Origin of the sequence: Algoriphagus sp. PAP.12 (assembly GCF_026652115.1) — a bacterium.
Lineage (GTDB): Bacteria > Bacteroidota > Bacteroidia > Cytophagales > Cyclobacteriaceae > Algoriphagus.
Genome location: NZ_JAPPSQ010000003.1, coordinates 102,130 through 117,586, shown reverse-complemented (window position 1 = coordinate 117,586; position 15,457 = coordinate 102,130). Strand labels below are relative to the sequence as shown.

The window sequence follows — 15,457 nt, the reverse complement described above, 5'->3', positions numbered from 1 at the left end:
GCTGGATAATTTAAAAATCATGGTTAAAAACAAGTTTGTAGCTGATTATCAAATCAATGCCTCCAAAAAAATAATTTTCCAATATTTGAGTACTGCTAGTGGTTTAGAGGAGTGGTTTGCCGATGAAGTGCGTATCAATGAGGATAAGGACTTTATTTTCGATTTTGATAATGAGGAGCACTACGCTAAAATCGCATCAATTAGAAGTAATTCCCACATTAAATTTGAGTTCTTTGATCCTAAAGATCCAATAGAGTCAGATCATGCCTACATTGAATTTAAGTTGGAAGAAAATGAATTGACCCAGACCATGTTTTTGAAAGTCATAGATTATTCGGATGGCTATGATGACGAAGAGTCTGTGGCTATCTGGGATGGATTAATAGGAAAATTGAAAGAAATAATAGGAGGTTAATTTCAATGAATTCACCAAATTTGAACATCCAATACTAGGTCCCGTTAGGAACAAAGTAGCAGAGGTGTCATGAAGAAATTAGATAAATTAATTCTTGGGTCTTTTATAGGCCCATTTTTATTGACTTTTGTAGTTGTTGATTTCATTTTGCTAATCGTCAACATGCTCAAGTATTTCGATGAAATATTTGGGAAAGGACTTAGCTTTTGGGTCTATGCCGAATTGATAGGATACTTTGTTGTGAGTATTTCTCCTATGGCGCTTCCGTTAGCAGTTTTGCTTTCCAGTTTGATGACTTTTGGGAATCTGGGTGAGCATTTTGAGTTGACAGCAATCAAAAGTTCCGGTATCTCATTGGTAAGAGCTTTAAGGCCAATAGCTGTTTTTACTGTCTTTTTGGTTATTGCGGCTTTTTTATCCAATAACTTCGTTGTTCCCAAAGTCAATCTAAAGACTTTTGGGCTTTTGTATGATATTCGAATGAAGTCTCCGGCTTTGGATATCCGAGAAGGGATTTTTTATGCAGGTATTCCAGGGTTTAGTATCAAGGTCAATGAGAAGATTGGAGACAATGACCTAAAAGACATTATCATTTATAGTACGAAGAATGGGCAACTAGGAAACTTAGAAGTTACTGTTGCAGACTCTGGTCGAATGGAAAAGTTCTTTAATGAGAACTACATGAAATTGACCCTTTATCATGGTACTAATTATAGTGAGGATAGAGCTATGCGTGGGATTAATGAAAATCCCGTACCATTTGATAGATCCACATTTGATGAGAATGTTATCATCTTTAGCATGGATGAGTTTCAGCTAAGTAGAACTCCTGAAGATCTTTGGTCAACCAATCGTGCTATTAAAAATATTTCTCAGATTAAAGATGGTCTTGATTCTATCTATACAAAAATCAATGATGAGAAATTTAATACTTATCAGAGTGCAGAAGGTATTTATCCATTTTTTGCTCGGGAGAGAGGACTTGACCCTGTAGCAGAGATTTTGGACCGGAAAGCTATTGATGATTCAATTAGAAAAGATAAAACAGAAAAAATGAGGGCAATTCAAGACTCTCTAAACCAAGCCAAAAAGCTTGCCATGGAGCCAGATACCTCAAAAGTTTTGGTTTCAAACCCCGAGGATAAATTGAAAGCCCAACAAGATTCTGGAAAAGTTTTATCGGTTAAAACCAATGGGAATCTCGCAAAATCAGATTCAATTTTCCAAGCCAAAACTCTCAAGCGAAAGGAAAGAGATCTTTCGAAAGAAGAGGAGGAGGACTTAGTTGCTAATCCAATAGAAGATACAAGAGTTGTATTAAGTAAAAATAGGAGGACAACTCCACTTACAGCAAGAGAAAAGGAACTAATTGATTCAGCAGTTTTCAAAAGAGGGTATCGATCGAATGCCATCACCATGGCTTTGAACAATTCTCGAAGTTTGAAGAATAATTTTGGAATCAAAAAGACGCAAATTGAAAACTACGAAAGAGAGTATCGTCGCTTTGAGATTGCCTGGTATCAGAAGTATACCCAAGCCTTTGCGTGCTTCGTGATGTTTCTAATTGGGGCGCCTTTGGGAGCTATTATCAAAAAAGGAGGATTGGGAATGCCGGTATTGGTTTCCATTATCTTTTTCATTGTCTATTACATGCTGACAATCACTGGAGAAAAGTGGGCCAAAGAAGGGTTGACAGACCCTCTAATCGGGACTTGGTTTTCCTGTGTTATGCTATTGCCTTTTGGCTTATTCTTTTTGAAGCAAGCCAGAAAAGATGCTCGTTTATTTGAGCCTGATTTCTATTTAGAATGGTGGAAAGGAGTGAAGAAAAGGCTGTTTAAGAAAAATACTGTTGAGGCATAATATTTTATTTTCGGAATAATAACCTTACCTTTGTAGCTGTTTTAATTAATTTAGCTAAACATGTATTTAACATCAGAGAAAAAACAAGAGTTGTTTCAAAATCATGGACGGTTAAAATCTGCTACTGACACAGGATCTCCTGAGTCTCAGATTGCTCTGTTCACTCACAGAATCAAGCATTTGACTGAGCATTTGAAGTCAAATAAAAAAGATCACTCCACAAGACTTGGCTTATTGAAGCTAGTAGGTAAGAGAAGAAGCTTGTTGGACTACCTTCACAAGAAAGATATCGAGCGATACAGATCAATCATCGCCGAACTAGGAATCAGAAAATAATCCTTGGTAAGGTTCTCTTTGTTGAGAACCTTACTTTTTTTCTTTTTAAGCTGGATGCCTTTATTTTTAAAACGAAAGAAGAATTACTAATAATTACTTATGTTACCAAACTTAATCACTAAGACCATCACCTTGTCAGATGGTAGAGAAATCACCATCGAAACCGGAGCTTTAGCCAAACAAGCAGATGGTTCTGTAGTAGTACGGATGGGGAAGGCCATGTTATTGGCTACAGTTGTTTCAAAGAAAGAAGCTCAAGAAGGAGTAGACTTTTTACCACTATCTGTTGATTACCAAGAAAAATTCGCTTCCTCAGGAAAAATCCCAGGAGGCTTTTTGAAAAGAGAAGGAAGACTTTCCGATTATGAAATTTTGATCAGCCGTATAGTTGATCGAGCGATCAGACCTATTTTCCCGGATGATTATCATGCGGATACCCAAGTAGCAATCACCCTAATGTCTTCTGATGAAGATGTGCTACCTGATGCATTGGCTGGATTGGCTGCATCTTCAGCTTTGGCTGTTTCTGATATTCCTTTCAATGGACCTATTTCAGAAGTCAGAGTTGCGAAAATTGATGGAACATTGGTCATCAACCCAAGTCCATCTGAATTGGAAAAAGCATCTTTGGAATTCATCGTTGCTGGTTCTTTGGATTATATTTTGATGGTGGAAGGTGAAGCTAACGAAATCTCTGAGGACGAGATGGTAGAGGCTTTACAATTTGCCCACGAAGAGATCAAAAGACATTGCGAGGCTCAAATCGAGTTGACCAAATTGGTTGGTAAAGAGACCAAAAGAGAGTATTGTCATGAGAAATCTGACGAAGCTCTTTACGAAAAAATGAAAACTGAATTGTATGAAAAATTGTACGATTCTGTAAGCAAACAAATTGCTAATAAATCCGAACGTTCTGAATTGGTGAAAGCCATTAAAGATGAGTTCGTTGAAAGTTTGGGAGAAGAGCATGAGTTTGAAGCTAGCTTGATCGGACCTTACTTCCATAAAATCCATAAAGAAGCTGCCAGAAACCTGACTTTGAATGAAAAGAAAAGACTGGACGGAAGAAAATTAAATGAAGTAAGACCTATCTGGTCTGTTGTTGATTACCTTCCTTCAGCTCACGGTTCTGCAGTTTTCACAAGAGGTGAAACTCAATCTATCACCACATGTACTTTGGGTACCAAAATGGATGAGCAGATGATTGATGGTGCTGTAATCTCAGGTTACAACAAATTCTTTTTGCATTACAATTTCCCAGGATTCTCAACAGGTGAAGTTAAGCCAAACAGAGGTCCAGGTAGAAGAGAGGTTGGTCATGGTAACTTAGCCATGAGAGCTTTGAAAAAGGTTCTTCCACCTGAAACTGAAAACCCATACACTATCCGTGTAGTTTCTGATATTCTTGAATCCAATGGTTCATCTTCCATGGCTACAGTTTGTGCTGGTGCTTTGGCAATGATGGATGCTGGTGTTCAAATCAAAGCTCCAGTAACTGGAATTGCAATGGGAATGATTTCTGATTCGAAGACAGGGAACTATTCTATTCTTTCCGACATTCTAGGAGATGAAGATCATCTAGGTGATATGGATTTCAAAGTAACAGGTACAGCAGCGGGTATCACTGCTTGTCAGATGGACTTGAAAGTTGAAGGATTGGATTACAATGTTTTGAAAGAAGCATTGTATCAAGCGAAAGAAGGTAGATTACACATCTTAGATGAGATTTCTAAAACTTTGGCTGCTCCTAAAGCTGACTTGAAGCCTCATACTCCAAGATCTTTCACTATGTTCATTCCTAAGGAATTGATCGGTGCTGTGATCGGACCAGGTGGTAAAGTAATCCAAGAGATGCAAAAGGATACGAACACTACGATTGTAATCGAAGAGATTGACAATCAAGGAAAAATTAACGTATTCTCTGCAAATCAAGAAAACCTAAATGCAGCTTTGGCACGTATCAAAGCTATAGTGGCTCAGCCGGAAATCGGAGAGACCTATACTGGAAAAGTGAAGAATATTCAACCATTTGGCGCATTTGTGGAATTTATGCCAGGTAAAGATGGTTTACTTCATATATCCGAAATCAAATGGGAACGTTTGGAAAGCATGGACGGTGTCTTGGAACCAGGAGAAGAAATTATGGTTAAGTTGATAGACATTGACAAAAAGACTGGTAAATTCAAGCTTTCTAGAAAGGTTCTATTGCCAAAACCTGAAAAACAGGAACCAAAAAAGGAGTCTTAAGTTTCTATTGATTAAATTCATTAACTTAATTTCAAATACATCAATCAAAATTCTGAATGAGGCAGCTAAAAATTAGCAAACAGATTACCAATAGAGAGTCCCAATCATTGGACAAATACCTTCAAGAGATTGGTAAGGTGGATCTGTTAACTGCAGACGAAGAAGTAGTGTTAGCCAAGAGAATCCGTGAGGGCGATCAATTGGCATTGGAAAAATTAACCAAGGCAAACCTTCGATTTGTGGTTTCTGTAGCCAAGCAATATCAGAACCAGGGTCTTTCTTTGGGAGATTTGATTAATGAAGGAAACCTAGGTTTGATCAAAGCTGCACAGCGTTTTGATGAGACTCGTGGTTTTAAATTCATCTCTTACGCAGTATGGTGGATCCGTCAGTCAATCCTTCAGGCTTTGGCTGAGCAGTCCCGTATCGTAAGACTTCCATTGAACCGAGTTGGTTCATTGAATAAAATTTCCAAAACTTTCAGTGAGTTGGAGCAAAAGTTCGAGCGTGAGCCATCTCCAGAAGAACTGGCTGAAGTATTGGAAGTCACCGCCTCTGAGGTGGTAGACACTATGAAAATTTCCGGTCGTCACGTATCTATGGATGCACCTTTTGTACAAGGTGAAGAAAATAGCTTGTTGGACGTATTGGAAAATGATGGTGATGAAAAGCCAGATGATGGTCTAATGAATGATTCTTTGAGAAAGGAAGTTCAGAGAGCCTTGTCTACTTTGACACAAAGAGAAGCTGACGTGATCACTTTGTACTTTGGTTTGAATGGTGAGCATGCCATGACGCTTGAGGAAATTGGAGAGAAGTTCAATCTGACTCGAGAGCGTGTAAGACAGATCAAAGAAAAGGCGATTCGAAGGCTGAGACATACTTCTAGAAGTAAGACATTGAAGCCTTATCTAGGATAATTCAAAAAAGGGGTTTCAGACCCCTTTTTTTATTTTTACCCATTTCAAAATTACTAACTGGATTCCCATGAGATAAATATCACTTTTGGGAATTTTAACATATAGTAGTTTTGTTGCCAATTAAGAAATATCAAAATTTACCCGATTTAACGAATCCCGTTGATGAGTCAAGAAATTGAAAAAGTTAAAGTTCTGATTATTGGATCAGGACCAGCAGGCTATACTGCAGCTATTTATGCTTCTAGAGCAGGCTTGAATCCAGTTTTATACACAGGAGGGCAGCCAGGTGGTCAATTGACGATCACCACAGATGTTGAAAATTATCCTGGCTATCCAGATGGTATCATGGGTCCTGAAATGATGGAGGATTTCAGAAAACAAGCTGAAAAATTCGGTACGCAAGTCCGTTATGGATTAGTTACAGCAGTAGATTTTTCTGCAAGACCACATGTAGTTACGGTTGATGATCAGGTGACTGTTCATGCTGACACAGTAATTATTTCTACTGGTGCTTCAGCTAAATGGCTAGGATTGGAAAGTGAAACCAGATTGAACGGTAGAGGAGTTTCTGCTTGTGCTGTTTGTGATGGATTTTTCTTCCGTGGTCAAGAAGTGGCCATTGTGGGTGCTGGAGATACAGCATGTGAAGAAGCTTCTTACCTGGCAAATATTTGTAGCAAAGTCTACATGCTTGTAAGGAGAGAAGAAATGAGAGCTTCCCAGATCATGCAAAAGCGTGTTTTGAACAATCCTAAGATTGAAGTCCTTTGGAATACAGAGACTGAAGAAGTCTTAGGTGACCAGGAAGTGACCGGTATGAGGATTTTGAACAATAAAACAGGGGAAAAGAAAGAAATTGAAATTTCTGGCTTCTTTGTTGCTATTGGTCACCAACCAAACACCGAGGTATTCAAAGATTTCATTCATATGGATGAATCAGGGTACATCAAAACGATTCCAGGAACAGCCAAAACAAACATTGAAGGAGTATTTGCTTGTGGCGATGCTCAAGACAACGTTTACAGACAGGCAGTGACTGCCGCCGGAACAGGATGTATGGCAGCTTTGGATGCAGAACGGTATTTGGCCGAAACTGAAAATCACTAAAAGAATTCATGCGGTATCTCAAACTGATACTTATTCTAGGAATATTTTTGAGCATTGGACTAACTGAGTCCAATGCTCAAATTTTTCCTAAGATTATAAAGAAGAATACTTCTACCACCCCAGTAACACCTCAAGAGAGAAAGAATATTGAGCTGAGAGGATTTGATCAAGAGTCATATTTAAGGACTCTTTCTACTGTTACTGACTCTTTGATTTTTGAAAATAATGTGAATCTTGGAAAAGTCAGATCCATTATTTCAGAAGATCAAAATGTGATGATTTGGGCACCGACGAATCGTCTGGTAAAAGTTTCTGAACAAATTCAGATTGATAGTATCTGGGTAACTGCCTACGAATATTACTCCGCTTGGGATTCTAAAAAAGTTGATATCTATAATTTTGATATCAAGGACTTTCAGGATTCTGTCAACATCAGGCTTTACGACCCATTCTTTGGTTATGATTGGAAAATGCCTTTGGATGATGAGACTAGGAAGACATCAGGATTTGGTTATCGCTGGAGAAGATGGCATTATGGAACTGACCTAGATTTGGATACCGGTGATCCTGTTTACAGTACATTTGACGGGATTGTCAGAGTCAGATCATACGATAGATATGGTTGGGGATATTATGTTGTTGTGAGACATAAAAATGGTTTGGAAACACTTTATGGTCATTTATCCAAATTCGTAGCAGAAGTAGGACAGGAGGTAAAAGCGGGAGATATCATTGCCAAAGGTGGAAGTACAGGAAGAAGTACTGGGTCTCATCTTCATTATGAAATGAGGTATAGAGGACTCGCATTTGACCCCGAGAATGTTTATGATTTCGGGGAGTATAGGATTAAAAATCAGCTATTTACCATAACTCCAGAAACGTTTTCGCACATTGCTCAAGCAAGGGCAAGAGCTTATCACCGAGTGAAAAGTGGAGATACTTTGGGTTCAATTGCAAGAAGATATGGAGTGTCAGTTAGTGCATTGACTCGAATGAATGGTATTTCTTCTCGCAGTATATTGAGAATTGGTCAAAACCTTCGGGTAAGATAAAATAATTATGAAACTGGATATTTTAGTTTTTGCTGCACATCCCGATGATGCAGAATTAGGTTGTTCAGGTACAATTGCTGCTCATGTAGCTAAAGGACATAAAGTTGGTATCGTTGACTTCACAAAAGGGGAGATGGGTACCAGAGGTACGCCTGAATTACGAGTCGAAGAGGCTGAAGAAGCTGGTAGAATCTTGGGGTTGTCTGCTCGTGAAAATATGGGGTTCCAAGATGTGTATTATAAAGATGATGAAGCTCATCAGCTTGAACTGATCAAAATGATTCGAAAATATCGTCCAGAGATTGTTTTGGCAAACGCAATTCGTGATCGGCACCCAGATCATGGAAAAGGAGGTAGTTTAGCTACCAATGCCTGTTTTATGAGTGGATTGAGAAAGATAGAAACCAAGTTGAATGGTGAGTCTCAGGAAGCTTGGAGACCAAAATTCGTCTATCACTATATTCAGAACAATTACATTGAGCCTGACTTCGTGATGGATATCACTCCATTTTGGGATACCAAAGTGAAAAGTATTCTCGCATTCCAGTCTCAGTTTCATGATCCAAATAGCAAGGAGCCAGAGAGCTTTATTTCTACACCTGATTTCTTGCCTTTTATTGAAGCAAGATCCAGAGAAATGGGACATAAAATCATGAAAACCTACGGTGAGGGTTTCACCGTAGAGAAAATGATTGGAACAGACGATTTATTTGATTTAAAATAATTATGGCGCAAGGCGGGAGATAGTCCAACTTCCGCTTTCATTTTTTTCGAACATGATGCGGTCATGTAACCTGCTTGGACGTCCTTGCCAAAACTCCAATCGCTTTGGTAATATTCTATAGCCACCCCAATGAGGTGGACGGGTGATTTTCTCTCTTTGAAATAAACCCTCAAATTCAGCCTGCTTTTCATTTAATACTTCTCTAGATCCAATCTTTTTACTTTGAGGAGAAGCCCAAGCACCGATTTGTGAACCAACTGGTCGACTGAAATAATATTCATCAGAAAGCTCATCACTTACTTTTTCCACTCTTCCCATGATCCTTACTTGCCTTTCTAATTCAGGCCAGAAGAAAGTAAGGGAAGCTTTTGGACAAGCTGCTAATTCTTCACCCTTTTCACTTGAATAGTTGGTGAAGAAAACAAAACCGTAATCAACATCCTTCAAAAGAACGATCCTTCCATTAGGAAAACCATCTTTTCCGAGTGTGGAAAGAGTCATTGCATTCACTTCCAGAACTTTAGAGTCTATTGCTTCTTGGAACCAAGCGCTGAATTGTTGAAAAGGATCCTTGTTTACATTGTTGATATCCAATGACTTAAGGCTGTAGTCTTTACGTATTGATGAAATGTCCATGGTAGATGGGGCAAAAGTATTTTAACAGAATAAAAGTACGATGACCATTGCATTTATAAAATTTAGACATATATTTTTCCTTTCATAAATTCCAACTTGGTGCCTATGAGTGAAGAAAAAACTCCAAACCCCAATGTCGGTGATTTGTTGATCTCCGAACCCTTTTTGCAAGACGAGAACTTTTCACGTTCAGTAGTTTTGCTTTGTGAGCATAATGAAGACGGAAGTTTTGGCTTAGTTTTCAATAAACCATCCATACTTAGAATAAATGAAATTCTAGAGGATTTTGATTTTCTTGACTTAGAGGTTTATGTAGGTGGTCCAGTTGAGCAAAATACGCTTCACTATGTTTATTGGGGAAATAAGGAGTTGGAAGGAAGTATTCAGATTGGAGAAAATCTCTGGTGGGGAGGTGATTTTGAGGAGTTGGTATCCAGATTGAAAACAGGGACCTTTGATCTAGAAAACATCCGCTTTTTCTTGGGATATTCTGGATGGGCTCCTGGCCAATTAAAAGATGAATTAACTGAGGATACTTGGATTATTTGTAAAGAGGAGGTCGATAGGGAGACCTTTCACCTGACTCCTGAAGAATTGTGGAGAAATCTTTTGAAAAACATGGGAGGGGAGTTTAAGGTAATTGCAAATTATCCCATGGACCCAAGATTAAATTAGGCAAAATCCCTACTTTTGCCCATATTGCCTTGAAATAGTTCCGTTTTTATGACCGAGAAAAGTAATGATTTGTCCGACAAGGACAAGGTGACCCAAGCTTCTGAAAATTCAGAGGTAAAGGGTAAAGAACAAGAAGTAGAAAATACATCCACAGAAGAGGTTTCTCCAGAAGAAACCGTGGAAGCTCCTAGCCCTAAGGAAGAGCCTGTTGCAGAAGAATCTGTAGCAGCCGAAGCGTCTTCAAGTGAAACTCCAGCTAAAGAAGAGGAAGCTACTGAAAAAGAAGTAGTTGACTCTGTTGATTCTGAGGAAGAATCTTCATCTGATGATGAGGAAGAAGAGGAAGAACACCATGAAGAAGAATTGGACTTGGAAGGTCTTTCCAAGGCTCAACTTTTGAAACTCATCAAAGAAAAATTGGGTGAGGGATTGAGTCCTTTAAAATTGGATAAGACTGTTCATGCTATAAAGGCTGCCTTTGATGAGTTTACATCTAAGGAGAGAGAAGAGGCTTTGGAAAAATTCAAAGCTGATGGCGGAGCAGAAGACGATTTTGATTTTAGACCTTCCGATGAGGAAAGGGATTTCAATACCTATTATTACGAATTCAAGAAGCAAGTTTCCTCAATCCGTAAGGAGGCTGAGAAGCAAAAGGATAAAAACTTGGAGGTAAAAACTGAAATCTTGAATAAACTTCGAGAGTTGGTTGATGGAGAGGAAACCACTTTGAGTATGAATGCCATCAAGGCTATTCAGGAAGAGTGGAAATCGGTAGGACCTGTACCTTCTTCACAAAACAGAAGTCTATGGGCTAATTACAATGCATTGATGGACCGATTCTATGATAACAGATCGATCTACTTTGAGTTGAAAGAGCTTGATAGAAAGAAAAACTTGGAGAGTAAGTTGGAGTTATGTGATAAAGCAGAAGCTTTAACTGAAATTGCTGATTTGAAAGAAGCGATTAAAACTTTAAATGAACTTCATGAAGAATTCAAGCATATAGGTCCAGTTCCAAGAGAGGATCAAGAGGCGCTTTGGCAACGATTCAAAACTGCTTCAGATGCAGTTTATGACAGAAGAAAGGAATTCTATGAGGGTCAGAAAGAAGTCTTCAAGAAAAATCAAGTTGAGAAAGAAGCTTTAATCGAGAAATTGGCCGTATATGCTGATTTCAAGGCAGATAGAATCAAGGAGTGGAACTCCAAAACCAAGGAGATTCTAGAAATACAGAAAGAATGGGAAAAAATTGGTCCTGTACCTAGAGAATCTGGTAGAGAGATCAATAAATCATTTTGGACTGCATTTAAGAAGTTCTTCCACAATAAGAACATGTTCTTTAAGGAGCTTGATGAAATCAGAGCTACTAACCAAAGTAAGGCAGAGGGTCTCATCGAAAAAGCTGAAGAGTTGAAAGACTCAACAGATTGGCAAAATACAGCTAATGCTTTGATTGGGCTTCAACAAGAGTGGAAGAAACTAGGTCCAACTCCAGAAAAGAGCAGAGATAGCTTATATAAGAGATTTAAGGCTGCATGTGATACGTTCTTTGATAATAGAAGAAACTCCAATAAGCAGGCTAATTCTGAGTATGAGGCAAACTACAAGAAGAAGCAAGCAATTTGTGAATTGATCGTAAGTGCTGCTGAAGGAAATCCAAGCGAAGATGAATTGACTGGTTTGGTTGATCAGTTTAATGAAATTGGATTTGTACCTAGAAAGAACATGAAAGATATCCAAGCTCAATTCAAGGAAGCTGTGGATGTTTATTTGGAGAAGCTAGATGATGGCTTTGACAGAGAAGATTTCTTGTTCCGTTTGAATTTGAACCGTATTCAATCTGATCCTAATGCCAATAAGACTTTGAATAAAAAGGAGCATGGTATCAGAAAGCAGATTTCGGATTTGGAAAACAATATTACTCTTTGGAAAAACAACTTGGAGTTCTTTGCAGCTTCCAAAACTGCAGATAAATTGAAAGACCAGTTTGATGTTAAGATTCAGAAAGCTGAAGATGAGATCGAAAAATTGAAAAAGAAGCTTTCGATCTTAAGAGAGTTTTAAAATTTTTCTCTCTCAGAATAAGGAAGATAGGAGATAGTTCTAAATTTTAATTTCTGAGAGTTTGGAGTGAATAAAGGGAAGGCCTATATTTGCACCACGTTAAAGGAAAAAGCCTCTTTAGCTCAGCTGGTAGAGCAACTGACTTGTAATCAGTAGGTCGCTGGTTCGATCCCGGCAAGGGGCTCAAAAAACCACTCAGAAATGGGTGGTTTTTTGCTTTTATGGAGTTTTTTAAATTAAAGAAAGGATATTGAATTTTTTGTTTACTCCTCTATTCTCCAACAATTGATACTTATTACATTGGGCAAACCACCCATCTAGAGGAGAGGTTAGTTCAGCATAAATATCGTTTTAATCTTCTTTATTCAATATTCCTCATTCTTCATTGAATATTTATGGAACTTACTATTTCCTCCACTATTCCATGAATCTTTCAATTATCCCTTTGTTTAAAATTTTAAGCTTTACGTTTAATCTTTCTTGAAATTTTTACGCAACTGGTTGCCCTCAACAAGGAATAATCCCATAATTTGTAGATCCTTTTAATTGGAAGGATTGGGATTCCTGATCCGAAAGAATTTTAACCCATTACCATTATGCGTTTTAGCAATAAGGCCCTTGTTGTATCTGCTTTGATTTCTGGTATTGCTTTTTCATGTGAGCAAAAGAGGTCTCCCTTTGATGTAAGCCCTGCCGAATCAATGGATCCTTCTAGATTGGAAGAACCATTCCCTGTAGTACAGTTGCCGGAAGGAATTGATATGGAATCTCCTATTTGGAAAGGGATTGATTTGAGTCCCAAACCGCCAGTAGTTCCTCTTTCAGCAAATGAGCAGAAGAAATCTTTTGTACTGCATCCGGGATATCAAATTGATCCTGTTCTTTCTGAGCCTCAAATCAAGGAGCCAGCCGCCATCCAATTTGATGGCAATGGTAGAATGTATGTTTTGGAGTTAAGGACTTACATGCAGGATTTGGATGCAAATGGAGAGCTATTACCAACCTCCCAAATTTCAAGATGGGAAGACTTGGACGATGATGGGGTTTATGAAACGGGAACAGTATTCTTAGATAGCTTGGTATTTCCTCGCTATGTGGTTCCATTTGGCCCAAATAGTATTCTTTCCATGGAATCCAATGAGGATCATGTTTACAAATACACGGATACAGATGGAGATGGTCAGGCGGATAAAAAAGAACTCTTTGCATCCGGACTGGGAAGATCTGGGAATGTGGAACACCAAACGAGCTTTTTAACTTGGACATTGGACAATTGGATGTACAGCACCTATAATTCCAAGAGAATCAGATGGACTCCAAACGGCGTAGTGATTCAGGAACCCAGTGGTAATCCATGGGGGCAATGGGGAGTAACTCAGGATAATTATGGTCAGCAGTGGTTTCAGGATGGGGCAGGAGGAGTTCCTCAAGGTTTTCAATTCCCAATTGTTTATGGAAATTTCAGTGTAAAAGGTGGCTTGAAAGAAGGATTTAGAGAGCCATTCAGTTTGGTGAAGCTTTTTGACTTCCAACCAGGTATGCAAGAGGCAAAACCTGATGGTTCATTGAGGAATGTTACAGGGGCTGCTGGAAATGATGTTTTCCGGGGAGATCGTCTTCCTGCTGACCTTGTCAATCAATATATCTACGGCGAGCCTGTAGGACGTATAATTCGCCGTATTGAGACGGAAAAGGTAGAAGGACTGTCATACCTTCAAAATGTTTACCGTGAAGAACAGTCTGAATTCATTCAATCTACAGACCCTTTATTTAGACCTGTAGATATGGCTACAGCTCCTGATGGCACGCTTTATATCGTCGATATGTATCGAGGCATTATCCAAGAAGGGGAGTGGACTCAGGATGGAAGTTACCTTCGAACTAAAATTCAGCAGTATCAAATGGATGATGTCATTGGAAATGGTAGAATCTGGAGATTGAGCTATGAAGGAATGCCAAGAAATACCGAAAAGCCTAGAATGTATGATGAAACCAGTGCGGAGTTGGTTAAGCACTTAGAACATCCCAATGGATGGTGGAGAGATATGGCTCAGCAGATCATGGTCATGAGACAGGATAAATCGATAGCCCCTGCTTTGGAAGAAATGGCTAATAATTCTGAAAATGAATTGGCTCGAATTCATGCTATTTGGACTTTGGAAGGTCTTGGAGAATTGAAAGCTGAGTTGGTTCAGTCTTTAGTCAAAGATTCAAGCCCTAAGGTTCAAATGCAGGCAATGAGAGCTGGAGAAACTTTATACAAGTATGGAAATAAGAGTTTGGCTGAGATTTATCGTGAAGGAACCAAAGATCCAAATGTTGATGTAGCGCTTCAAGCCCTTTTGAGTGCATATATTTTGAATATAGATGAGGTGGAAAGCCTGATACAATCCACCATGAAATTCAATTCAGCAAATGGTATTCAAGTTATTGGAGCTCAATTATTGGAAAAGATGGAAGAAGCCAGAAAAGTGGCGAATACCAAATTTGCTCCTGAAGAACAGGCTTTGTTCGTTCAGGGTAAATCTATTTTTGATAGTTATTGTTCTACTTGCCATGGTCCAAAAGGACTCGGATCACCAGCTGGTGAAGGCAAATTAATTGCTCCGGCTTTCTCAGGTTCTCCAAGGATCCAGGGGCATCCAGAGTATGCCGTTAAAACCCTTTTGCATGGTCTTACAGGTGACATTGAAGGAAAAATGTATGAAGGTGTCATGATTGCCATGAATTCCAACGATGATAAGTATATCGCGTCTGTGATTTCATATATCAGAAATGATTTTGGGAATAGCGGAAGCTTTGTGACTCCTGAATATGTGGCCAAGATTCGTCAGGAAACAGCAGATAAAGAGGGAATGTATACCTATGAAGAACTATCAGCTGGAATTCCTAAAGCTTTGACAGCTTTGGATACTTGGAAAGCAACAGCCAGTAGTACAGCTTTAAGAGGTGTTGGTTCCACCAGAGATGCTTCCTATGGCTTTTCTTTCAAAGGTTGGAAGACAGATGGTAATCAAGAAGCTGGTATGTGGTTCCAGGTTGAATTACCAGAAGCTAAAATATTGACTGAAGTTCAATTTGATTCAGGAAATGAAGAATTCCCAGTAGAATATCAGGTATTGGTTTCCAATGATGGTACCGAATGGACTGCTGTTACAAAAGAAATTGGTCTTCCTGGAGTAAACTCTTCAAGCTGGGATGCTACAGAAGCTTTCAAATACTTGAAGATTCAAACCACTCAAAGTGGTGACAAAGCTTGGTTTATGAAAAATTTGACTTTGTTTGCTCGTTAGGCTTTTGAATAAATGAATTTGTTGGAAGGAGTGGAGTAATCCACTCCTTTTTTATTTGGTATTTTTGATATTTGTCAATCAACTATTTTGCTTAGGTTGTTTGAACTTAATTTTATTATTGTTTC

The 15,457-nt window shown here is 38.7% G+C and carries 12 protein-coding genes and 1 tRNA gene; 12 read left to right on the top strand and 1 reads right to left on the bottom strand.

Features of this window, described 5'->3' with window-relative positions; all coding sequences use genetic code 11:
- The first annotated feature begins 19 nt into the window (after positions 1 to 19).
- From O0V13_RS05445 to bshB1, 8 genes are all read left to right on the top strand, one after another.
- On the top strand, positions 20 to 415 hold the full coding sequence (locus tag O0V13_RS05445; RefSeq protein WP_268033981.1) for an START-like domain-containing protein: 396 nt from the start codon (positions 20 to 22) through the stop codon (positions 413 to 415).
- A gap of 69 nt (positions 416 to 484) precedes the next feature.
- Positions 485 to 2,278 carry an LptF/LptG family permease gene (locus tag O0V13_RS05440; protein ID WP_268033980.1) on the top strand — a complete coding sequence of 598 codons (1,794 nt, stop codon included), beginning with the start codon at positions 485 to 487 and terminating at the stop codon, positions 2,276 to 2,278.
- A 60-nt stretch (positions 2,279 to 2,338) separates the two neighbouring features.
- Entirely contained in the window at positions 2,339 to 2,614 is a 276-nt protein-coding gene (gene rpsO, locus O0V13_RS05435) for a 30S ribosomal protein S15 (RefSeq protein WP_073570156.1), read from the top strand.
- A 99-nt stretch (positions 2,615 to 2,713) separates the two neighbouring features.
- Positions 2,714 to 4,861 (top strand): polyribonucleotide nucleotidyltransferase, encoded by a 2,148-nt coding sequence (gene pnp, locus O0V13_RS05430; protein ID WP_268033979.1) that lies wholly within the window; start codon positions 2,714 to 2,716, stop codon positions 4,859 to 4,861.
- Between the two features lie 56 nt (positions 4,862 to 4,917).
- Complete coding sequence (locus tag O0V13_RS05425) at positions 4,918 to 5,781, top strand: sigma-70 family RNA polymerase sigma factor (RefSeq protein WP_026954085.1); 864 nt, start codon at positions 4,918 to 4,920, stop codon at positions 5,779 to 5,781.
- A gap of 162 nt (positions 5,782 to 5,943) precedes the next feature.
- Positions 5,944 to 6,888 (top strand): thioredoxin-disulfide reductase, encoded by a 945-nt coding sequence (trxB, locus tag O0V13_RS05420; RefSeq protein WP_268033978.1) that lies wholly within the window; start codon positions 5,944 to 5,946, stop codon positions 6,886 to 6,888.
- Between the two features lie 8 nt (positions 6,889 to 6,896).
- Complete coding sequence (locus O0V13_RS05415) at positions 6,897 to 7,940, top strand: M23 family metallopeptidase (protein ID WP_268033977.1); 1,044 nt, start codon at positions 6,897 to 6,899, stop codon at positions 7,938 to 7,940.
- A gap of 7 nt (positions 7,941 to 7,947) precedes the next feature.
- On the top strand, positions 7,948 to 8,664 hold the full coding sequence (gene bshB1, locus O0V13_RS05410) for a bacillithiol biosynthesis deacetylase BshB1 (protein ID WP_268033976.1): 717 nt from the start codon (positions 7,948 to 7,950) through the stop codon (positions 8,662 to 8,664).
- On the opposite strand, the gene pdxH is transcribed toward bshB1, so the two are convergent.
- Positions 8,665 to 9,300, bottom strand: coding sequence for a pyridoxamine 5'-phosphate oxidase (gene pdxH / locus O0V13_RS05405; protein ID WP_268033975.1), 636 nt, complete (start codon positions 9,298 to 9,300; stop codon positions 8,665 to 8,667).
- A gap of 105 nt (positions 9,301 to 9,405) precedes the next feature.
- Here pdxH and O0V13_RS05400 point away from each other — a divergent pair, with 105 nt between their 5' ends.
- The 4 genes from O0V13_RS05400 (at position 9,406) to O0V13_RS05385 (ending at position 15,332) form a co-directional block, all read left to right on the top strand.
- Positions 9,406 to 9,975, top strand: coding sequence for a YqgE/AlgH family protein (locus O0V13_RS05400; RefSeq protein WP_268033974.1), 570 nt, complete (start codon positions 9,406 to 9,408; stop codon positions 9,973 to 9,975).
- 48 nt (positions 9,976 to 10,023) lie between these two features.
- Entirely contained in the window at positions 10,024 to 12,039 is a 2,016-nt protein-coding gene (locus O0V13_RS05395) for a DUF349 domain-containing protein (RefSeq protein WP_268033973.1), read from the top strand.
- 111 nt (positions 12,040 to 12,150) lie between these two features.
- Positions 12,151 to 12,223 (top strand) — tRNA-Thr (locus O0V13_RS05390).
- Between the two features lie 412 nt (positions 12,224 to 12,635).
- Positions 12,636 to 15,332 carry a DUF7133 domain-containing protein gene (locus tag O0V13_RS05385; RefSeq protein ID WP_268033972.1) on the top strand — a complete coding sequence of 899 codons (2,697 nt, stop codon included), beginning with the start codon at positions 12,636 to 12,638 and terminating at the stop codon, positions 15,330 to 15,332.
- Positions 15,333 to 15,457: the final 125 nt, after the last annotated feature.